This window comes from Tabrizicola sp. (assembly GCF_041919135.1).
Classification (GTDB): Bacteria; Pseudomonadota; Alphaproteobacteria; order Rhodobacterales; family Rhodobacteraceae; genus Tabrizicola.
On the sequence record NZ_JAYRUJ010000011.1, the window covers coordinates 102,008 to 121,297 of the forward strand.

At 69.3% G+C, this 19,290-nt stretch carries 24 protein-coding genes; 14 read left to right on the forward strand and 10 right to left on the reverse strand.

Translation table 11 applies throughout. The features are described 5' to 3' along the window. Positions 1-39: 39 nt before the first annotated feature. Entirely contained in the window at positions 40-183 is a 144-nt protein-coding gene (locus ACE3UA_RS10480) for a hypothetical protein (RefSeq protein ID WP_374644830.1), read from the reverse strand. 207 nt (positions 184-390) lie between these two features. Between ACE3UA_RS10480 and ACE3UA_RS10485 the strand changes: the two genes are divergently transcribed. Continuing rightward, positions 391-1,002 (forward strand): SRPBCC family protein, encoded by a 612-nt coding sequence (locus ACE3UA_RS10485; RefSeq protein ID WP_374644832.1) that lies wholly within the window; start codon positions 391-393, stop codon positions 1,000-1,002. 9 nt (positions 1,003-1,011) lie between these two features. Next, complete coding sequence (locus ACE3UA_RS10490) at positions 1,012-2,202, forward strand: zinc-dependent alcohol dehydrogenase (RefSeq protein WP_374644834.1); 1,191 nt, start codon at positions 1,012-1,014, stop codon at positions 2,200-2,202. A 67-nt stretch (positions 2,203-2,269) separates the two neighbouring features. Here the strand turns inward: ACE3UA_RS10490 and katG are convergent, their stop codons facing one another. Further along, positions 2,270-4,438: a catalase/peroxidase HPI gene (katG, locus tag ACE3UA_RS10495; protein WP_374644836.1), complete on the reverse strand. Its 2,169-nt coding sequence runs from the start codon at positions 4,436-4,438 to the stop codon at positions 2,270-2,272. 125 nt (positions 4,439-4,563) lie between these two features. On the opposite strand from katG, the gene ACE3UA_RS10500 reads away from it, so the two are divergent. The 4 genes from ACE3UA_RS10500 to ACE3UA_RS10515 all read left to right on the forward strand — a co-directional run bounded on the left by ACE3UA_RS10500 (position 4,564) and on the right by ACE3UA_RS10515 (position 7,687). Beyond that, entirely contained in the window at positions 4,564-5,475 is a 912-nt protein-coding gene (locus ACE3UA_RS10500; protein ID WP_374644838.1) for a LysR substrate-binding domain-containing protein, read from the forward strand. 31 nt (positions 5,476-5,506) lie between these two features. Then, positions 5,507-5,860 (forward strand): hypothetical protein, encoded by a 354-nt coding sequence (locus ACE3UA_RS10505; protein WP_374644840.1) that lies wholly within the window; start codon positions 5,507-5,509, stop codon positions 5,858-5,860. A gap of 50 nt (positions 5,861-5,910) precedes the next feature. Next, positions 5,911-6,396: a copper chaperone PCu(A)C gene (locus tag ACE3UA_RS10510; protein WP_374644842.1), complete on the forward strand. Its 486-nt coding sequence runs from the start codon at positions 5,911-5,913 to the stop codon at positions 6,394-6,396. A gap of 82 nt (positions 6,397-6,478) precedes the next feature. After that, a complete protein-coding gene (locus ACE3UA_RS10515; RefSeq protein ID WP_374644844.1) occupies positions 6,479-7,687 on the forward strand; it encodes an NAD(P)/FAD-dependent oxidoreductase in 1,209 nt (402 codons plus the stop codon). A gap of 8 nt (positions 7,688-7,695) precedes the next feature. Here the strand turns inward: ACE3UA_RS10515 and ACE3UA_RS10520 are convergent, their stop codons facing one another. From ACE3UA_RS10520 to ACE3UA_RS10540, 5 genes are all read right to left on the reverse strand, one after another. Further along, the gene (locus tag ACE3UA_RS10520; RefSeq protein WP_374644846.1) at positions 7,696-7,851 is read right to left on the reverse strand and encodes a hypothetical protein; all 156 of its coding nucleotides are present in this window, start codon (positions 7,849-7,851) and stop codon (positions 7,696-7,698) included. A gap of 187 nt (positions 7,852-8,038) precedes the next feature. Beyond that, positions 8,039-9,757, reverse strand: coding sequence for a methionine--tRNA ligase (gene metG / locus ACE3UA_RS10525; RefSeq protein WP_374644848.1), 1,719 nt, complete (start codon positions 9,755-9,757; stop codon positions 8,039-8,041). Positions 9,758-9,850: 93 nt separating this feature from the next. Then, a complete protein-coding gene (locus ACE3UA_RS10530) occupies positions 9,851-10,393 on the reverse strand; it encodes a cytochrome b (protein ID WP_374644850.1) in 543 nt (180 codons plus the stop codon). 1 nt (position 10,394) lies between these two features. Beyond that, complete coding sequence (locus tag ACE3UA_RS10535; protein WP_374644852.1) at positions 10,395-10,964, reverse strand: YceI family protein; 570 nt, start codon at positions 10,962-10,964, stop codon at positions 10,395-10,397. A 68-nt stretch (positions 10,965-11,032) separates the two neighbouring features. Next, complete coding sequence (locus ACE3UA_RS10540; RefSeq protein ID WP_374644854.1) at positions 11,033-11,785, reverse strand: SDR family NAD(P)-dependent oxidoreductase; 753 nt, start codon at positions 11,783-11,785, stop codon at positions 11,033-11,035. A gap of 199 nt (positions 11,786-11,984) precedes the next feature. Between ACE3UA_RS10540 and ACE3UA_RS10545 the strand changes: the two genes are divergently transcribed. From ACE3UA_RS10545 to ACE3UA_RS10555, 3 genes are read left to right on the forward strand one after another with little or no spacing between them, the layout of a single operon-like run. Then, complete coding sequence (locus tag ACE3UA_RS10545) at positions 11,985-13,025, forward strand: aldo/keto reductase (RefSeq protein ID WP_374644856.1); 1,041 nt, start codon at positions 11,985-11,987, stop codon at positions 13,023-13,025. 56 nt (positions 13,026-13,081) lie between these two features. Then, the gene (locus ACE3UA_RS10550) at positions 13,082-13,621 is read left to right on the forward strand and encodes a hypothetical protein (protein ID WP_374644858.1); all 540 of its coding nucleotides are present in this window, start codon (positions 13,082-13,084) and stop codon (positions 13,619-13,621) included. After that, positions 13,609-14,103 carry a lipocalin gene (locus tag ACE3UA_RS10555; RefSeq protein WP_374644860.1) on the forward strand — a complete coding sequence of 165 codons (495 nt, stop codon included), beginning with the start codon at positions 13,609-13,611 and terminating at the stop codon, positions 14,101-14,103. Before ACE3UA_RS10550 ends, ACE3UA_RS10555 begins: the two co-directional genes overlap by 13 nt. On the opposite strand, the gene ACE3UA_RS10560 is transcribed toward ACE3UA_RS10555, so the two are convergent. Then, complete coding sequence (locus ACE3UA_RS10560) at positions 14,100-14,957, reverse strand: helix-turn-helix domain-containing protein (protein ID WP_374644862.1); 858 nt, start codon at positions 14,955-14,957, stop codon at positions 14,100-14,102. The two genes, ACE3UA_RS10555 and ACE3UA_RS10560, sit on opposite strands and share 4 nt — an antisense overlap. A gap of 79 nt (positions 14,958-15,036) precedes the next feature. Between ACE3UA_RS10560 and ACE3UA_RS10565 the strand changes: the two genes are divergently transcribed. Continuing rightward, a complete protein-coding gene (locus tag ACE3UA_RS10565; protein WP_374644864.1) occupies positions 15,037-16,047 on the forward strand; it encodes a fatty acid desaturase in 1,011 nt (336 codons plus the stop codon). On the opposite strand, the gene ACE3UA_RS10570 is transcribed toward ACE3UA_RS10565, so the two are convergent. Continuing rightward, complete coding sequence (locus tag ACE3UA_RS10570; protein ID WP_374644866.1) at positions 15,967-16,569, reverse strand: NUDIX domain-containing protein; 603 nt, start codon at positions 16,567-16,569, stop codon at positions 15,967-15,969. The two genes, ACE3UA_RS10565 and ACE3UA_RS10570, sit on opposite strands and share 81 nt — an antisense overlap. After that, positions 16,562-16,972 carry a DUF983 domain-containing protein gene (locus tag ACE3UA_RS10575; RefSeq protein ID WP_374644868.1) on the reverse strand — a complete coding sequence of 137 codons (411 nt, stop codon included), beginning with the start codon at positions 16,970-16,972 and terminating at the stop codon, positions 16,562-16,564. The genes ACE3UA_RS10570 and ACE3UA_RS10575 overlap by 8 nt, the downstream gene beginning before the upstream one ends. 181 nt (positions 16,973-17,153) lie before the next feature. Between ACE3UA_RS10575 and ACE3UA_RS10580 the strand changes: the two genes are divergently transcribed. From ACE3UA_RS10580 to ACE3UA_RS10595, 4 genes are read left to right on the forward strand one after another with little or no spacing between them, the layout of a single operon-like run. Continuing rightward, positions 17,154-17,708, forward strand: coding sequence for an EF-hand domain-containing protein (locus ACE3UA_RS10580; RefSeq protein WP_374644870.1), 555 nt, complete (start codon positions 17,154-17,156; stop codon positions 17,706-17,708). Between the two features lie 39 nt (positions 17,709-17,747). Beyond that, positions 17,748-18,353, forward strand: a complete 606-nt coding sequence (locus ACE3UA_RS10585) for an RNA polymerase sigma factor (RefSeq protein WP_374644880.1) — start codon at positions 17,748-17,750, stop codon at positions 18,351-18,353. Beyond that, a complete protein-coding gene (locus ACE3UA_RS10590) occupies positions 18,343-18,684 on the forward strand; it encodes a hypothetical protein (protein WP_374644872.1) in 342 nt (113 codons plus the stop codon). The genes ACE3UA_RS10585 and ACE3UA_RS10590 overlap by 11 nt, the downstream gene beginning before the upstream one ends. 4 nt (positions 18,685-18,688) lie before the next feature. Further along, a complete protein-coding gene (locus ACE3UA_RS10595) occupies positions 18,689-19,168 on the forward strand; it encodes a periplasmic heavy metal sensor (RefSeq protein WP_374644874.1) in 480 nt (159 codons plus the stop codon). Positions 19,169-19,290: the final 122 nt, after the last annotated feature.

Sequence of the window (19,290 nt, forward strand, 5' to 3'; positions counted from 1 at the left end):
CCCATTGCAGGGCCGTCCGGGGGCCGGGTCAAGCCGGAGTCACGGGGTTGTCAGCGCGCCGGCCAGCCGGATCACGCCCGGCGCCAGCACCAGGGCCAGCGCGGCCAGGTAGGCGGCGGCAAAAAGGCCAAGCGCGGCGTAGGATCGGGCCCCGCCTTCGGGACGGCGGAAAAGGCGGATCATGCGCGTCCTCCGCAGGCGGCCTGCCCGGCAGCGGTCTTGCGGTCGTCCGGCCCGGACATGCGGTCGTCTCCTTCCCTGGGCGTCCGGGGTAGAATGCAGGGATACCGGAAAATGTCTATAGCTTTGATCGTGTAAGCGGGCGGAATCGGACCCCGGAACAAAGCCCGCCGCCGCCGGTTCCCCCCCGGCACGGCAGGGGGAAGGGGCATGGCGGGACGCAGGACATTGGGCTGGCTGATCCTGGGCGGCGGGGTCGCGGCGGTGGCGGTGCTGGCCTGGCAGGGCGCACAGCCGCCACGGGGCAACCGCGACAGCGCCCCCGGACGGACCGCCCGGCGGACGCGCTGGGGGGAATACGCGGTCACCGGCCATAGCGTCACCATCGCCCGCCCGCGGGCCGAGCTTTACGCCTTCTGGCGCCGCCTCGCCAACCTGCCGCAGTTCATGGCGAACCTGGACAGCGTTTCGGAGGAGGACGGGCTGACCCGCTGGACGATCCGCGCCCCCATGGGCCGGACGGTCGAGGTCAGGACCCGGATCGTCACCGACCAGCCCGGCGAGGTGATCGCCTGGCGCTCGGTCGAGGGGTCGGAGATCGACACCTCGGGCAAGGTCATGTTCGCCGACGCGCCTGCCGGGCGCGGCACCATCGTCACCGCGATCATCGCCTGGGACCCGCCGTTCGGCGCGCTGGGCCAGATGGTCGCCAGGGCCTCGGGCCGCGCGCCGGGGGTGCAGTCGCGCCATGAGCTGAAGCGGTTCAAGATGCTGATGGAAACCGGCGAGATCGCGACGGCGCGCCGCCGCCCCGAGGAATAGGAGGCCGCGATGCGCGCTTTGACCTGGCAAGGCACGAAGGACGTGCGGGTGGAGACCGTCCCCGATCCGCAGATCCTCAATCCCCGCGACGCGATCATCGAGGTGACCTCGACGGCGATCTGCGGCTCGGACCTGCATATCTACGACGGGGTGATTCCGGGCATGCGGGCGGGCGACATCCTGGGCCACGAGTTCATGGGCCGCGTGGTCGATGCCGGGCGCGGCAGCAGCCTGAGGAAGGGGCAGCGCGTGGTGGTGCCCTTCACCATCTCCTGCGGCACCTGCTTCTTCTGCGCCTCGGGGCTTTACTCGGCCTGCGACAATTCCAACCCGGTGGAAACCCAGGACGCGACCGAGACGCTGTTCGGCCATGCGATGAGCGGCATCTTCGGCTATAGCCATCTGACCGGGGGCTATGCGGGCGGGCAGGCGGAATATGTCCGGGTGCCGTTTTCGGACGTGGGGCCGATCCCGGTGCCGGATGACCTGCCGGACGACCAGGTGCTGTTCCTGTCGGACATCCTGCCGACCGGCTGGATGGCGGCCGAGAACTGCGACATCCGGCCCGGCGACACGGTTGCGGTCTGGGGTTGCGGTCCGGTCGGCCTTTTCGCCGCGCAGTCGGCGCTGCTCATGGGGGCGGGGCAGGTCATCGCCATCGACCATCACCCGCACCGGCTGGACCTGGCGGCAAGCCTGGGCGCGAAGCCGGTCAACTACCGCGAGACCCATGTCGCCGAGGCGCTGCTGGAGATGACCGGCGGCATCGGCCCCGACGCGGTGATCGACGCGGTGGGGATGGAGAGCCACGGCCTTGCCCCCGACCGGGTGATGGACCGGGCGAAACAGGCGGTGGGGATCGGGGTGGATGGCATCCATGCCCTGCGCGCGGCGATCCACGCCTGCCGCAAGGGGGGGCGGGTCTCGGTCCCCGGCGTCCACGGCGGCTTTGCCGACACCTTCCCGACCGGCGCGGTGATGCAGAAGGGGCTGACGCTGCGCGCGGGCCAGACGCATGTGCAACGCTATATGCCAAGCCTTCTGCACCGCATCGCCGAGGGCGAGATCGACACGACCTTCCTGATCAGCCACCGCCTGCCGCTGGAGGAGGCCGCAAGGGGATACGAAGGCTTCCGCGACGAGCAGGACCGCTGGACCAAGGTGGTGCTGAAGACCCCGGCCTCGGGCTGGAGCGGCTGATGCAAACGGCCCGGAAGTCTCCTCCCGGGCCGTCCATCACTGGTAACAGGGGTACTGGTAACAGCGATCAGGTGCGGAGGTCGAAGCGGTCGGCCTCCATGACCTTGGTCCAGGCGGCAACGAAGTCCTTCACGAACTTCTCGCGGTTGTCGTCCTGGGCATAGACTTCGGCATAGGCGCGCAGGATCGAGTTCGAGCCGAACACCAGGTCCGCGCGGGTGGCGGTCCATTTCACCGCGCCGGTCTTGCGGTCGGCGATGTCATAGAGGTTCGGCCCCTTCGGGACCCATTTGTAGCCCATGTCGGTCAGCGCGGTGAAGAAGTCCGTGGTCAGCGCCCCGACGCGGTCGGTGAAGACCCCGTGCCGGGTGCCGCCATGGTTGGCGCCGATCACCCGCATGCCGCCCAGAAGGCAGGTCATCTCGGGCGCGGTCAGGCCCATGAGCTGCGCGCGGTCGAGCATCAGCTCCTCGGCCGTGACGGCATAGTCCTGCTTCATCCAGTTGCGGAACCCGTCCGCCAGCGGCTCCAGCACCGAGAAGCTCTCGGCGTCGGTCTGGGCGTCGGTGGCATCGCCGCGTCCGGCATGGAAGGGCACCGTCACCTCGAACCCGGCCGCCTTCGCCGCTTGTTCCACGCCGACATTGCCCGCCAGCACGATCACATCGGCGATCGAGGCCCCGGCCGCCTGCGCGATCGGCTCCAGCACCGCCAGCACGCGGGCGAGGCGGGCGGGTTCGTTCCCCTCCCAGTCCTTCTGCGGGGCGAGACGGAGGCGCGCGCCGTTCGCGCCGCCCCGGTGGTCCGAGCCGCGATAGGTGCGGGCCGAATCCCAGGCGGTCGCCACCATGTCCGGGACCGACAGGCCGCTGCCTGCGATCTTCGCCTTGACCGCCGCCACGTCCCAGGCGGTGGAGCCGGCCGGGACCGGATCCTGCCACATCAGATCCTCGGCCGGGACCCAGGGACCCAGGTAACGCGCCTTCGGACCCATGTCGCGGTGGGTCAGCTTGAACCAGGCGCGGGCGAAGACCTCGCTGAAATAGGCGTGGTCGTCGCGGAAGCGTTCGGCGATCTTGCGGAAGCCGGGGTCGAAGCGCAGCGCCATGTCGGCGTCGGTCATGATCGGCATGCGGCGGATCGAGGGATCCTCGACATCGACCGGCATGTCCTCCTCGGCGATGCCGATCGGCTCCCATTGCCAGGCGCCGGCGGGGGATTTCTTCAGCCACCAGTCATATTTGAACAGGAGCTTGAAATAGCCGTCGTCCCATTTCGTCGGATGGGTGGTCCAGGCGCCCTCCAGGCCCGACGTCACGGTGTCGCGGCCGACCGAGCGGGTGGCGTGGATCATCCAGCCCAGGCCCTGCTCCTCGAGCCCCGCGCCTTCCGGCTCGGCCCCGATCAGCGAGGCGTCGCCGTTGCCATGGGTCTTGCCGACGGTATGGCCGCCCGCGGTCAGGGCCACGGTCTCCTCGTCGTTCATCGCCATGCGGGCGAAGGTCTCGCGCACGTCATGGGCGGTGCGGGTCGGGTCGGGCTGGCCGTCCACGCCCTGCGGGTTGACGTAGATCAGCCCCATGACCACGGCGGCCAGCGGGTTGTCCAGCGACTTGCGGTCTTCCTTGGTCGGATAGCGCTGGTCGGTCAGCCATTCCTTTTCCGAACCCCAGTAGATGTCCTTCTCGGGGGCCCAGATGTCCTCGCGGCCGAAGCCGAAGCCATAGGTCTTGAGGCCCATGGATTCGTAGGCGACGGTCCCGGCCAGGACCAGAAGGTCGGCCCAGGACAGGCGGTTGCCGTATTTCTTCTTGATCGGCCAGAGAAGGCGGCGCGCCTTGTCCAGGTTGGCGTTGTCCGGCCAGGAGTTCAGCGGCGCGAACCGCTGGTTGCCGGTGCCCGCGCCGCCGCGGCCGTCGGCCATGCGGTAGGTGCCGGCGACGTGCCAGCTCATGCGGATGAAGAGGCCGCCGTAATGGCCCCAGTCGGCCGGCCACCAGTCCTGGCTGTCGGTCATCAGAGCGATCAGGTCGCGCTTCACCGCCTCGAAGTCCAGCTTCTTCACTTCCTCGCGGTAGTCGAAGCCGGTCAGCGGATTCACCTTGGAATCATGCTGGTGCAGGATGTCCAGGTTCAGCGTCCTGGGCCACCACTCCGTGACCGAGGTCGTGGTGGTGGTCATCGCCCCATGCATCACCGGGCATTTGCCCGCCGCTGCGCTGTCGTTGCCGTCCATCTTGCTCTCCTTCTTGCTTTGCCGCGAGGGGGCGAGCGACTCGTCCCTTCCGTCCGGCCTGCTGCTAGCACTGCCACGCGATAAAGGGAATTTTCATTTTCCAATTATGGCGATAAGCTGAACTTATGACACAACTGACCATGAAACACCTGCGCTATTTCGACGCCCTGGCCCGGCAGCGCCATTTCGGCCGCGCGGCCGAGGCCTCGTCGATCTCGCAACCCGCGCTTTCGCTGCAGATCAAGGAACTGGAGGAGATCCTGGGCGCGCCGCTGGTCGAACGCGGGCCGCGTCAGGTCCGGCTGACCGCCCTGGGCGAGGATTTCGCCCTGCGCGGGGCCGAGATCCTGCGCGCGGTGGATGAACTGGCCGCGCTGGGCCGCAGCGGGAGCGGGCCGCTGGCCGGCCGCTTGCGGCTGGGGATCATCCCCACCGTCGCGCCCTATTTCCTGCCGCAACTGATCCGCCAGCTGTCGGAGCGTTTCCCCGACCTCGACCTGCGCCCGCGCGAGGCGGTGACGCCGCGCCTGATGCGCGACCTGGCCGAGGGGCGGCTGGACCTGGCGCTGGTCGCCCTGCCGGTGTCCGAGCCTTCGCTGGCCGAACATCCGCTTTTCGACGAGGATTTCCTGCTGGTCCGCCCCTCTGCCATGGCCGGGGAGCCGGTGCCCGCGCTGGAGGACCTGCGCCAGATGCCGCTGCTCTTGCTGGAGGAGGGGCATTGCTTCCGCGACCAGGCGATAAGCTATTGCAAGCTGCCCCCGGCGCTGGCGGGCGAGATCATGCAGGGCTCCTCGCTTTCGACGCTGGTGCAGATGGTGGGGGCGGGGATCGGGGTGACGCTGATTCCCGAAATGGCGGCGACGGTCGAGACGCGGTCCGCCGAGGTGGTGCTGCACCGGCTGCCCGATCCGCGTCCAAGCCGGACCATCGGGCTCGTCTGGCGGCGGACCAACCCGCTGGCGCCGCAGCTGGCCGAACTGGCCGCGGCGCTGGTCCCGCCCGCCGCGATGCCGCAGGACGGCATCGCCGGTTGACCCTCTGCGCGGTTTGGCCCATGACAGGGCCATGCTGCTGCGGTTTCTCCTCACGGTGCAACGGCTGGCCCTGCTGGTCGTCCTCGCGGTCTCGCTGACCGCGAGCGCCTATGGCCACCGCGCACCCGACAGTGGCGATGCCGCGCTGGCCTTCGTGCAGGCCCATGGCGGCGAGCTGTGCGGCGATGGCCCCGAGGGCCACCCGCCGGGCGTGCAATGCCTGGCCTGCCAGATCGTCACGGCGCTGGACCTGCCGCCGCCGGCCGCGCTGCCGCAACGGCTGATGCCCGTGGCGCTGGCCCTGCCGGCGCCGAGGCAGGATCCCCGCGCGATGGCGCGCGTCCGCGACCCCGGCCACAGCCCGCAGGGCCCGCCCGCGGCCTGACCGCGCTTCCCTTACTTTCCCGACCAACCCAGCAACGGATGGAGTCCGTCATGTCCCGTATCCTGGCCCTTCTGGCCACCCTTTTCCTTGCCGCCCCGGCAATGGCCCATGATGTCACCGCAGGCGATCTGCAGATCATCCACCCCCATATCCCGCAGCCCGCAGCCAGCGCCAAGGCCGCCGGCGGCTTCATGGGCATCGTCAACAACGGCACCGAGGCCGACCGCCTGATCGGCGTCGAAAGCGAGATCGCCGCCAAGTCCGAAGTCCATGAAAGCCGCGTCGGCGCCGATGGCGTCGGCACCATGGTCCATATCGAGGCGATCGACCTGCCCGCCGGCGAGACCGTGAAGCTGGAGCACGGCGGCTATCACATCATGTTCATGGGCCTGAACGGCGCCCTGACCGAAGGCGAGATGCACAAGGCCACGCTGATCTTCGAAAAGGCCGGCCGGGTGGAGATCGAGTTCCAGATCGATCCGCCGATGGGGCAGGGCGGCATGGAAGGCATGGACCATTCCCAGATGAGCAACTGACCTTCCTGCGGCAGCCGGTCCCGGCCGGTTGCCGCCACCCGCACGGCGGGCTAAACCCCGGCCACCGGGCAGGGAGAACATGATGCAGGGTTTTCAGGCGGAACCGCGGCACGACCGCTATGACGTCATCATCATCGGCGGCGCGATCATGGGCTCGTCCACGGCCTGGTGGCTGACGCAGCTGGGCTTTCAGGGCCGCATCCTGGTGATCGAGCGCGACCCGACCTATGCCCAGGCGGCCACGACGCTGAGCTTCTCCTGCATCCGCCAGCAGTATTCGACCGAACTCAACGTCCGCATCTCGCAGTTCGGGGCGGATTTCGTGCAGAACCTGCGCCAGCGCATGGGCGGCGACCCGCGTGTGCCCGAGCTGAAGATCCAGAATTTTGGTTACCTCTACCTCGCGGACAACGAGGATTTCGCCCAGGTCCTGCGCCGGAACCATGCCGTGCAGGCCGCGGCGGGGGCGGGGACGCGGCTTCTGACGCCAGAGGAGATCCTAGAGGAATATCCGTTCTACCGGGTGGACGACATCACCCTCGGCAGCCTCAACCTGCGGGACGAGGGCTATTTCGACGGCTCCACCGTCTTCGACTGGTTCCACCGCAAGGCGCGCGAGGCGGGGGTGGAATATCTGGCGGACGAGGTGGCGGGGCTGGACCTGGCCCGGGGCCGCGTCGCCGGTGTCCGGCTGAAATCCGGCCGGACCATCGGCTGCGGCATGGTGGTCAACGCGGCCGGAACCCGGGGCGGGCGCGTCGCCGCAATGGCCGGGATCGCCCTGCCGATCCAGCCGCGCAAACGCTTCAACTGGGTGATCCAGGCGGAGGCGCCGCTCTCGCGGCCCCTGCCGCTGACCATTGACCCCTCGGGCGCCTATGTGCGCGAGGTCGGCGGCGGCACCTACATGGCGGGCGGCCATGCCGAACCCGACGGCGAGGCCGCGTTCGACGACTTCGCCATGGAGCAGGACATCTGGATGGAGCATATCTGGCCCGCCATCGCCAGCCGCATCCCCGCCTTCGAGGCGGTGAAGGTGATCAGCGAATGGGCCGGGCATTATGACTTCAACCTCCTGGACCAGAACGCCGTCACCGGCCCGCATCCCGAGGTCGCGAACTTCCTGTTCCTGAACGGCTTCTCCGGCCACGGGCTGCAGCAATCGCCCGCCATGGGGCGCGGCACGGCCGAATGGATCGTCCACGGCGGCTATCGCTCGCTGGACCTGTCAGCCTTCCACTACGACCGGATCGCCGAAGGGCGCGCCCTGGTCGAGGGCGCGATCATCTGAACGCGCCTTCACTCCTCATCCATGAAGATGGCCCCCGACTGGACCGCGATGGTCTCACGCGGGGCCAGAACCACACCCAATACCCCCAGATAGACGACGATGAACAGCGCGATGGCGGCATATGTGCCATAGGCGCGCGCGCGCCGGGGCAGAGCTTGCGACATATCGGTTTCTCCTGACGTGGCAGCGGTTCGGGTTTCCGACGCCGTCAGGGATAGCACCGTTCACGATCTCTTGCCTCCTCAAGTTATGCGGAGGGTCGGAATTATTTCCCGATCGGCGGCGTTCCGCGCAAAAAACCGCCGCTGACGGGCGGTTTCTGCGGCTGCAAACGGATTCTTTTCCGTCAGGTCAGCTGCGGATGCCCGAGAAGCGGGCCTGCCAGTCGGCGCGCTCCTCGTCGGTGATCTTGCGGAACAGGTTCTCGGGCACGCTGAAGTCATGGCCCGCGGGCAGCGCGCGCATCGCGGCCGGGACGTCATGCGGCCAGCTGCGGTCGGTCGTTCCCATCGCCTTCAGCATCGCTTCCGAGGCGTCGGGGATGAAGGGGGCCGAGAGCACGGCATAGACCCGGATCAGGTTCAGGCTTAGCCGGATGATCGCCTGCGCCTGTTCGGGATCGGTCTTGACCACCGACCAGGGCGCGGCGGATTGCAGGTATTCGTTGCCGATCACCCAGATCGCCCGCAGCTCGGCGGCGGCCTTGCGGACCTCCATCGCCTGCATGTGGGCGGTATAGTCGGCGATCCGCGCGCCGAGGTCGGCGATCAGCGCGGTTTCCAGCGGGCCGAAGCTGCCGCCCGCCGGGACCTGGGCGCCGAACTTGGACACCGCGAACTTGGTCACGCGGGAGACGAGATTGCCGAGGACGTCGGCGAGATCCTTGTTCACCGAGGTCTGGAAGTTTTCCCAGGTGAACTCGCTGTCGCTGGATTCCGGCGCGTGGGACAGAAGCCACCAGCGCCAGTAGTCGGCGGGCAGGATCGACAGGGCCTGGTCCATGAACACGCCCCGGCCTTGGCTGGTGGAGAACTGGCCGCCGTCATAGTTGAGGTAGTTGAAGGACTTGAGGTAGTCGACCAGCTTCCACGGCTCGCCGGACCCGAGGATCGTGGCGGGGAAGGAGAGGGTGTGGAAGGGCACGTTGTCCTTGCCCATGAACTGGTAATAGGTCACGTCCGAGGCGCCCTTGTCGGTGCGCCACCAGCGTTCCCAGTCGGCCTCGGCCTTGCCGTTGGCATCGGCCCATTCGGCGGTGCAGGCGATGTATTCGATGGGGGCGTCGAACCAGACGTAGAAGACCTTGCCCTCCATCCCCGGCCAGGGCTGGTCGCCCTTCTTCACCGGGATGCCCCAGTAGAGGTCGCGGGTGATGCCCCGGTCTTGCAAGCCGTCGCCGTCGTTCAGCCATTTCTTCGCGATCGAGGTGGTCAGGATCGGCCAGTCGGTTTTCGAGTCGATCCAGGCCTCCAGCTTGTCGCGCAGCGCGCGCTGGCGGAGGTAGAGGTGCTTGGTCTCGCGCACCTCCAGGTTGGTCGAGCCGGAGATCGAGGAGCGCGGGTTGATCAGGTCGGTCGGGTCCAGCTGCTTGGTGCAGTTCTCGCACTGGTCGCCGCGCGCGGATTCGTAGCCGCAGTTCGGGCAGGTGCCGGTGATGTAGCGGTCGGGCAGGAAGCGGTTGTCGTCGATGGAGAAGACTTGTTTCTCCGACACTTCCGCGATCAGCCCGTTCTCGGCCAGTTTCCCGGCGAAATGCTGGGTGAGCCGGTGGTTGCGCTGGCTGGAGGAGCGGCCGAAATGGTCGAAGGACAGGCGGAAGCCCTTCGCCAGTTCCGACTGCACCTGATGCATCTCGGCGCAATAGTCCTCGACCGGCTTGCCGGCCTTGGCGGCGGCCAGTTCGGCCGGGGTGCCGTGTTCGTCGGTGGCGCAGATGAACATCACCTCATGCCCCATCGCCCGGTTGAAGCGGGCGAAAAGGTCGGCGGGAAGCTGGGAGCCGACGAGGTTCCCGAGGTGCTTGATCCCGTTGATGTAGGGAATGGCCGAGGTGATGAGAATGCGTGCCATGTCTGCGCCTTGCCTGAGTCCGGCGCTGATGTAGCCGATACGGCGTGAAAGAGCCAGCGCCGGGCACTCCCCCGGAAAATTCGGCGAAAAGCCTCAGGCCCGGCCGCGGATCATCCGGGCGAGGGTGTCGTCGCGCTCGATCCCGTGCTTCAGGGCGCCCAGGATGTGCAGGGCGACAAGGCCGATCAGCGCGAAGGCCAGCAGGCGATGCAGGCCGAACCAGAAGGTCTCGGCCTGTTCGGAGGCCCGGACCAGCGGCGGGACGATCCAGCGGTCGGCGATCATCACGTCGATGCCGGTGGCGGAACTGCCGGCCCAGCCGGTCAGCGGGAGGGCGACGAGCAGGAGATAGATCGCCCGATGCACGGCGCGGGCGGTCCGGAACAGCGCGTTGCGCGGACCAAGCGGCAGGGGCGGGGGGCTGGCGAGGTGCCAGGCGATGCGCAACAGGATCAGGGCAAGGGCAAGGAAGCCCAGGGTCTTGTGCAGGCCGTATAGCCAGACGTTGGCCAGCCCCGGCTCCAGGTTCGCGAGGCGCAGGCCAAGCGCCAGCTGGCCGAGGATCAGCAGCATCATCGTCCAGTGGAAAAGGCGGGTGACGAGGCCGAACTCCTCGGGGCCGTTCTTCAGCCCCATCTCAGCCGGCCGCGTCGATGCGGGCGGTGATCAGGATCCGCACCTCGTCCCCGACCATGTCGGACCAGCCGGTCGCGCCGAAATCCGAGCGTCGGACGCGGCCCGAGAGCTTGACGGTGAGATGGGCAAGGTCGTCGGCCGTGCTGCCGTTCGGGCGGAAGATCTGGGCGCGCAGGGTGACGGTCCTGGTCACGCCCCGGATGGTGAGCTTGCCGGTGATGTCCGCCGCGGTGCCGGCGCGCCTGACCGAGGTGCTTTCGAAGGTCATCCGGGGATGGTCGCGCGCGGCCAGTACCTTCGGCCCTTTCAGCGCCTGGGCGGCGAAGGGAAAGCTCGCCTGCGCCCCGGCCACGTTCAGCGCCACCTGGACGGTGCAGTTCGCCAGGTTGTCGAAGTCGAGCCGGAGGTCCGCCCTCTCCAGCGGGATGCGGCCGGTGATGAGGTCGGGACCGAAGTCGGTCTCGAAGGCCACGGTCGAGGCGCTGGCGTCCATCCGGTAGGCGACGGTCGCGGCCTGGGCGCAGGGCGCAAGGCCGATGGCGATCAGGGTGGCGATGGCGAGGCGGCGCATGGCTTCCCCCCGGAGGTCTGCGTCACTCTAGCATCCGGGGGGGAGTCGGGCAAAATCAAGCCGTCGTGCTATTGCGCGCAATAGGCGCCGTCGACCAGGTGGTAGGTGCCGGTGACGAAGCTGGCGCGGTCGGACAGCAGGTATTGCGTCAGGTCCGCCACCTCATCCGCGCGGCCGAGGCGGCCGATGGGATGGGCGGCGACCAGCGCCTCTTTCGCGCCCGGCGGCAGGGCCGAGAGGAGCGGCGTGTCGATGAAGGCCGGGCCGATGGCGTTCACCCGGATGCCCTTTGCCGAATATTCCAGCGCCGCCGATTTCGTGAGCCCGACCACCGCATGTTTCGCCGCCACATAGGCCGCGGAATTGGCGAAGCCGACCGAGCCCAGGATCGAGGCGATGTTGACGATGGCCCCGCCGCCGGCCTTCAGCATCTCGGGGATGGCGAAGCGCATCCCGTAGAAGACCGCGTTCAGGTTCACGTCGATCACGCGCCGCCAGCTGTCCAGCGGATAGTCCCCGGTCGGCGCCTGCGCCCCGCCGATGCCGGCGTTGTTGACCAGAAGCTGCAAGCCGCCCTGCCAGCCGGCGGCCTCGGCCACCAGGCGCTCGACCGTCGCGGGGTCCGAGACGTCGCCGACGGCCGGAATCGCGGTTCCTCCCGCCTTGGCGATCGCGGCCGTCACACGCTCGGCCGCGTCGGATTTCAGGTCCTGCACCACGACCTTCGCGCCGCTGGCGGCAAGGCCCAGGGCGATGGCCTCGCCAATCCCCGAGCCCGCGCCGGTCACGAGGGCGGTCTTGCCGGTAAAGGTGATGTCCATGCCGGTTCTCCTTTTGTCATGCCACGGGACAGCAAGTCAGGCTTTGCGCGAAAGTTCCATGACCTGCGGCAATTCGCGCGGGGATCGGCCGGGGCCTTCGCATGCGCCCGATCCCGTGATCTTCGCGCGATGTCCCCGATCCGGCCCTTTGCCCCGGCGCGGTTCCGGCCTAACTTGGCCCGAAGCGAACGGAGGCAGCATGCAGACCCTGACCCTTGGCACATCCGGCCTGACGGTATCGCGGCTTTGCCTTGGCACGATGACCTGGGGCAGCCAGAACACCGAAAGCCAGGCCCATGCCCTGGCCGACATGGCCGTCGATCATGGCGTGACCTTCTGGGACACGGCCGAGATGTATCCGACCAATCCCGTCCGGCCCGAGACGCTGGGCCGGAGCGAGGAGATCATCGGCGCCTGGCTGGCCGCGCGGGGCGGGCGCGACCGGCTGGTGCTGGCGACCAAGATCACCGGCAAGGGCCAGACCGTCCGCCCCGGCCAGCCGATCAGCGGCGCGACTCTGCGTGCCGCGGTCGAGGGCTCGCTGAAGCGGCTCGGGACGGATTACATCGACCTTTACCAGCTGCACTGGCCGAACCGGGGCAGCTACCATTTCCGCCAGATGTGGGATTATGCCCCGACCGCGACCGACAAGGCGGCCGAGACCGCGCATATGACCGAGGTCCTGACCACCGCCCGCGCCCTGATCGCCGAGGGCAAGATCCGCGCCATCGGGCTTTCGAACGAAAGCGTCTGGGGCGCGGCGCGCTGGCTGCATCTGGCCGAGACGCTGGGCCTGCCGCGCATGGCCAGCGTGCAGAACGAATACAGCCTGCTCTGCCGCCAGTTCGACACCGACTGGGCCGAGCTTTCGCTGGCCGAGGACATGCCGCTTCTCGCCTTCTCGCCGCTGGCGGCCGGGCTGCTGTCGGGCAAATACGCCGGCGACGTGATTCCCGAAGGCTCGCGCCGCAGCGTCACGCCCGAGCTTGGCGGCCGCGTCACGCCGCAGGTCTTTCCGGCGGTCGCGGCCTATCTCGGCGTGGCCGCGCGCCATGGCCTTGATCCCTGCCAGATGGCGATCGCCTTCTGCCTGTCGCGGCCCTTCCGCACCATCCCGATCCTTGGTGCGACCAGCCTGCCGCAACTGGCCGCGAATCTGGGCGCCGCCGACCTTGCGCTTGCGCCCGAGGTGCAGGAGGAGATCGCGGAAACCCACCGGGCCTTTCCCGCGCCCTACTGAGGGCCTTGCGGCGCGGGGCGGTTCAGGGCACTCCTGAACCCCTGTCGGAGAGATCCATGCCGCACCTGCCCCGCCCGCTTCTTGCGCTTGGCCTTTCGGCCCTGCTTGCCGCCTGCCAGCTTTCCCCCGGACCGGGGAAGGCGCCGCAGGACGTGACGCCGAACGCCGTCACCGGCGACGCGATCGAGGTCACGGCGCTGGACGCCGCGCCCGCCGAGGCGGCCAGGGCCGGTGCGCAAGGCGAGGCGGGCGGCGGGGATGCGGCCAGGGTCCAGTCCGGCACCCCGGCCGCGCCGGGCTCTGCCGCGACGCCCGCGCCCCAGCCCGACCTTGCGGCCGAGGTGGCCCTGCCGTCGAAGTCCCAGATGCAGCTTGCCTGCGAAAGAAAGCAGGGCCGCTGGATCAGGGCCGGGAAGGGCGATCTTCACAGCTGCGTCTACGACACGCGCGACGGCGGCAAGCAATGCACGCGCGAGAGCCAGTGCGAGGGGGTCTGCCTGGCCCGCTCGGGCACCTGCGCGCCGGTCAAGCCGTTGCTTGGCTGCAACGAGATCCTGCAGGACAATGGCGCAAGGGTGACGCTGTGCATCGACTGATCCTCGCCGCGCTGGTGGCGCTGGCCGCTTGCGCCCCGGCGCCGCAGAAGGTCGCCGGGTTTCGCGATCCCGCGACGCCGGTCTGGTCGGCCGCCGCCTTCGCGCCGGAACGCGCGGCGGGGGACTGGCGGCAGGTCGCGTCCCATGCCCGGCGGCCGGGCGGCTGTGCCTCGGGGGCGGTGCGGATGACGCCGGCCGGGGGTGGGCTTGCCATCGACGGAACGCTTTGCATCGACGGCGAAGTCCGGCCGGTCAACGCGCTGGCCCGCCCCGCCGGTCCCGGCCGGCTGGCGCTGGCGGGGCAGGAGGACTGGTGGATCCTCTGGGTCGACGAGGGCTACCGCACCCTTGCCATCGGCACGCCCTCGGGTCGGTTCGGCCTTGTCCTCGACCGGGGGGCGATCCCGCCCGACCGGCTGGCCGCCGCGCGCGAGGTCTTCGACTTCAACGGCTACGATCCCGCCGCCTTCCGCCCCTTCTAGCGCACCCTGTCGCAGAGCGCGGCCAGATGCGCCGGCATGTCGCGCGCGCCGACCTCGGCCTCGCGCACCAGAAGGTCGAAATGGCCGGTGATCGTCTCGACCCGCGCGCTGTCGCGGAAGGCCAGGTAGTGCCGGCCGAGATAGATCACCGCCAGAAGCGGGCCGAACACCGTCACCGGGGCGGAAAAGAGCTTTCTCGCGTCGAACAGGCACAGCCGCAGCGAGGGATACAGCTGCTCGCAGAGCCGCATCAGGTGCTGAAGCTGCTCGCGCCGGACCCCGGCCGCCAGCCCCTCGTAATAGCCGCTGCCGGTGGCGAAGGCGGTCAGCTCGTGCAGCGGCAGGGCGATCTCGTAATCCGACCCCGCCCCGCGCATCCATTTCAGCCGGTCCTCGAAGGCGCCGATCGCCTGTTCCGCCGTCCGGCCCAGTTGCGGCCTGTATTCCCATTCCACCACCGCCCGCGTCTTCAGCATGTCGGGCAGCGTCGCCGGGACGTGGCGGATCTTGTAGCCCGCGGCCTCCTGGTGCCAGCCGAAGATCCGCTCGTCGATCAGGGCGCGCGGGGCTTCGGTCAGCGACAGCGAGGCCGCGAGCAGGTCGGCGATCGGCTCGGGCCGTCCCGACAGGCCCAGAAGCCAGTCCGCGCTGATCCCCAGCGCCCGGGCGCAATCCGCCGCGAGCTGCGCGTTCGGCAGGCGCGTGCCCGCCTGCAACAGCGCCGAGATGGTGGAACGGTCCACCCCCGTCCGCCGCGCGAGTTCCGCCTGGGAAAGCTTCCGGCTGGCCATCGCCTCGGCCAGGCGGGCGCGGAAGAGGGGGGCGCGGTCGCGTTTGTCGATTTTTTCCATCACCTGTCCTTTTGACAGAACAACTGCGGGGTTAAGTTTACAATATCCCGAATTCCCGCCGAAGGATCCAGCCCTTATCCTGATGCGGCAGTTTCCCTGTCAGGTCCCGCAAGTGCAAACCCCGTCCCGCGCCCTCGAATGGCCCACGCTGCTTGTCTTTGCCGCGACCTATGCCCTCTGGGCGCTTGCGACCACGGCGCTCTGGGGCCTCTCGCCGGTGCTTGCCACCGCCGCCGCGGCGCTGGCCATCGGGCAGTTCTCCTCGCTGACGCATGAAGTCCTGCACGGCCACCCGTTCCGCAACCAGGCCCTGAACGAGGCGCTGGTCTTTCCCGGCATCTGCATCTTCGTCCCCTACCTGCGCTTCAAGGATACCCACCTTCAGCACCATTTCGACCCGGCGCTGACCGATCCCTATGACGACCCGGAGTCGAACTATTCTGACCCCGCGGTCTGGGACCGGCTTCCCCCTGCGGTCAAGGCGCTGCTGCGGTTCAACAACACGCTGTTCGGCCGGATGCTGGTGGGACCGGCGATCGGGATCTTGACCATGGTCGCGGGCGATCTGCGGCTGATGCGGCGGGGCGACCGGCGCGTCCGGTTGGCCTGGGCGCTGCATGCGCCGGGTGTGGCGCTGGTGCTGGGCTGGCTTGCCTTCGCCGCGATGCCGGTCTGGGCCTATCTCCTTTCGGCCTACCTGGGCTGGAGCATCCTGAAGATCCGCACCTATCTGGAACACCGCGCGCATGAGGCGGCGCGGGCGCGGACGGTCATCATCGAAAGCCGGGGGCCGCTGGCCTTGCTGTTCCTGAACAACAACTTCCATGTCGTGCATCACATGCACCCCGGCGTCGCCTGGTACAGGCTGCCCGCGCTCTACTTCGGCAACCGCGAGCATTACCTGCGGCGCAACGAGGGCTATGTCTACCGCGACTACCTGGAAATCTTCCGCAAGCACCTGTTCCACGCCAAGGACCCGGTGCCGCATCCGGTCTGGCCGGTCAGGACGGCGTCAGAGCAGGCGGCGGAATTGCGGGGTGGGGCCGGAATTGTCGAAGAACGGCACGCCGGGCTGGTCGCCGCCCGCCATTAGGGCCGCGACCTCGGCCAGCACGACCTCGGTGACGAAGGGCAGGTCCAGCGCGCGCGCCTCGGGCAGGGGCAGCCAGCGCAGGAAGGCAAGCTCGCCCGAGGCATTGGCGAAATCCTCGGCATCGCCCGCAAGGCAGCCGGCATCGGCCAGGAAGAAGCGCGCATCGAAGCGGCGCGGGCGGCCGGGCGGGGTGATCGCGCGAAAGACGAAGCGCAGCGCCCCGGCGAGGGGGGCGGCCATGGTCAGGCCGGTCTCCTCGACCAGTTCGCGCCGGGCGGCGGCGACCAGGACATCGGGCGCCGGCGCCTCGGCCAGAAGCGACAGCCGCCGGGCGCAATCCGGCGCGAGGAAGCCGGGGCAGGGGGCCGCGTGATCCCCGGGATCGACGCCGCCGCCGGGAAAGACGAATTTCGACGGCATGAACACCGCGCCTGCGCCGCGCTGGCCCATCAGCACCTGCACGCCCCCCGGCGCGTTGCGGACCAGGATCACCGTCGCCGCGGGCCGGATCGGCTCAGACATCGGGCGAGGATCCGAAGCCGTGCATGCGCTTGGCCCATTGCAGCGCCACCAGCGCGCCCTTCAGCCGGGGCAGAAGATACAGCGACAGCGCCACCGTCCCCAGGGTGAAACAGACCGCCATGGTCACCGGGTCCGGCCGCCATTTCGTGTAGACGATCAGCAGGAGCGGCGCGAGGAGATGGCCCACGATCAGGATCGTCATATAGGCCGGCCCGTCATCCGCCCGCTGGTGATGCAGCGCCTCGCTGCAGACCGGGCAGGCGTCGCGCACCTTGAGATAGCCGCGCATCATCGGCCCGGCGCCGCAGTTCGGGCAGCGCCGCCGCCAGCCGCGCCAGAGGGCGGGCTTCACCAGGCGGTCTTCTTCCGCGTCGGCAGGGGCAACGGTCTGGGCAGGGGTCATCGCAGCAGCTCTCCGGTCGGGCCAGACGCGCAACATAATGACTCGGCGCCGGTTGTGAAGGGGCAAGGCCCGGTCCTGTGTCGGCATGTCGCAAATTCCGCCGACCCGCGACGGAAACCGTCGCCCCCGGCGTGAGACAGTCATCGGACCCGACGAACGGGTCCAGAAGATGGAGACCATGATGAAGAAAACCACCAGGACCACGCTTGTCGTTCTCGCCGCCGCCGGCGCTGTCGCCGCCACCGCCGCCGTCGCCGAGATGGGCCCGGGCGGAATGATGGGCAGCATGGGCGGCCATGGCGGGATGGGCGGCGGGGCCATGCTCCTGCAGGAGTTCGACACGCTGGACGCCGACAAGGACGGCAAGGTCACCCCGGCCGAGATCGCGGCCCAGCGGCAGGCCCGCTTTACCGCGGCCGATGCCAATGGCGACGGCAAGCTGGACGCGGCCGAACTCACCGCCTTCCAGACCGCAAGGATGGCCGAGCGGCTGGCCGCCCGCACCGAGCGGATGCTGAAATGGCTGGATGCCAACGGCGACGGCGCGCTTTCCGCCGACGAGATGCCCGACGGCCCCTCGGCCGACCGGCTGGCGCGGCTGGACAGCGATGGCGACGGCGCGATCTCGCGCGACGAGGCCGATGCCGCGCTGAAGTGGATGGCCGGGCGCATGAAGCACGGCAAGGGCATGATGGGCGGCAAGGGGATGATGGGCGACGACCGCGACGACGACTGACCCTTGCGGCCCGGCCCGGAACGGGCGACCCTTGGGGGGATGGTGATGGCCTTCGACGCGGACATGGCTTCGGACGAGGCGCTCATGGTGCTCTATGCGAATGGGGACCCCGGCGCCGCGCGGACGCTTGCCCACCGCGTCACCCCCCGCATCCACGCCTACGCCGCCCGGATGCTGGGCGGCGACCGGGCCGAGGCCGAGGATGTCGCCCAGGAGACCATGCTGCGGCTCTGGCGCATCGCGCCCGAGTGGCGGCAGGGCGAGACCAGGGTGACGACCTGGGCCTACCGGGTCGCCACCAACCTCTGCCTCGACCGGCAGCGCGCGCGCCGGCGCAAGGCCCAGACCGCGCTGGAGGACGCGCCCGACCTCGCCTCGGACGGCCCCAGCGCCGAGGGCCGCCTGGTGCAGGCCGACCGCATGGCCGCGTTGCAGGCTGCGCTGGCGGAGCTGCCCGAGCGCCAGCGTCAGGCCGTGGTGCTGCGCCATATCGAGGGGCTGACCAATCCCGAGATCGCCGCCGTCATGGAGATCGGCGTCGAGGCGGTGGAAAGCCTGACCGCGCGCGGCAAGCGCGCCCTTGCCGCGATCCTTGCCGGGCGGCGTGACGAGCTTGGATACAAGGACGACCCCGATGCCGAATGACGATCTCGACGACCTCCTCCTCAGCGCCGCGCGCCAGCGCATCGACCCGTCCGAGGCGCTCCTTGACCGGGTGATCGCCGATGCTTTGGCGCTGCAGCCGCGTCCTGTCGCGCTTTACCCCTCCCCGGCGCCGCGTCCCGGCCTTCTGGCCCGGCTGGCGCTGGCCCTTGGCGGCGGCCCGGTGCTGGCGGGCGTCTGCACCGCCGCCGTGGCGGGGCTGATGCTGGGCTATTTCAGCCCCACGACCTATGACTACCTCACCTCGGGCCTGACCGGGACCGAGGCGATCGACCTGTTCCCGACCACCGATTTCCTGTCCTCCGAGGGCTGACGCCATGACCGAACCCACCGCAACCCCGCCCGCGCCGCTGCGCCCCGGCCGTGGCCTGAAGATCGCGCTGGCGCTTTCGGTGGCGCTGAACCTGGCGGTGGCGGGGCTGGTCGTCGGGGCCTGGGCCTCGGGCCACGGGCCGCGCCACGGCGGGCCGCGCGACCTGTCCTTCGGCCCGTTCAGCGCGGCGCTGAGCCCGCAGGACCGCCGCGCCCTGCGCCAGGCCTTCCTGGACCAGACCCCCGACCTGCGCAGCAGCCGCGAGGCGGCGCGGGCCGAGTTCCAGACCCTCCTCTCCGCCCTGCGCGCGCGGCCCTTCGATCCCGCCGCCCTTTCCACCGCCCTAGCCGCCATCGAGACGCGCAACGCCAGCCGGCTGGAACTGGGCCGGAGCCTGCTGGAGGCGCGCCTTGCGGGGATGGACGAGGCCGAGCGCCTGGCCTTCGCCGACCGGCTGGAGGCCGGCCTGCGCCACCGCGACTAGGCTGTGAACTCATAAACGGGATTTCCGCGGGTTCTGAAGCGTGATTCACTCGCCTCGATGGAGGTGGTGATGGCGCGTTTTGATCTTTCGGACTTCGAATGGGATCTGATCCGAGCGCTGCT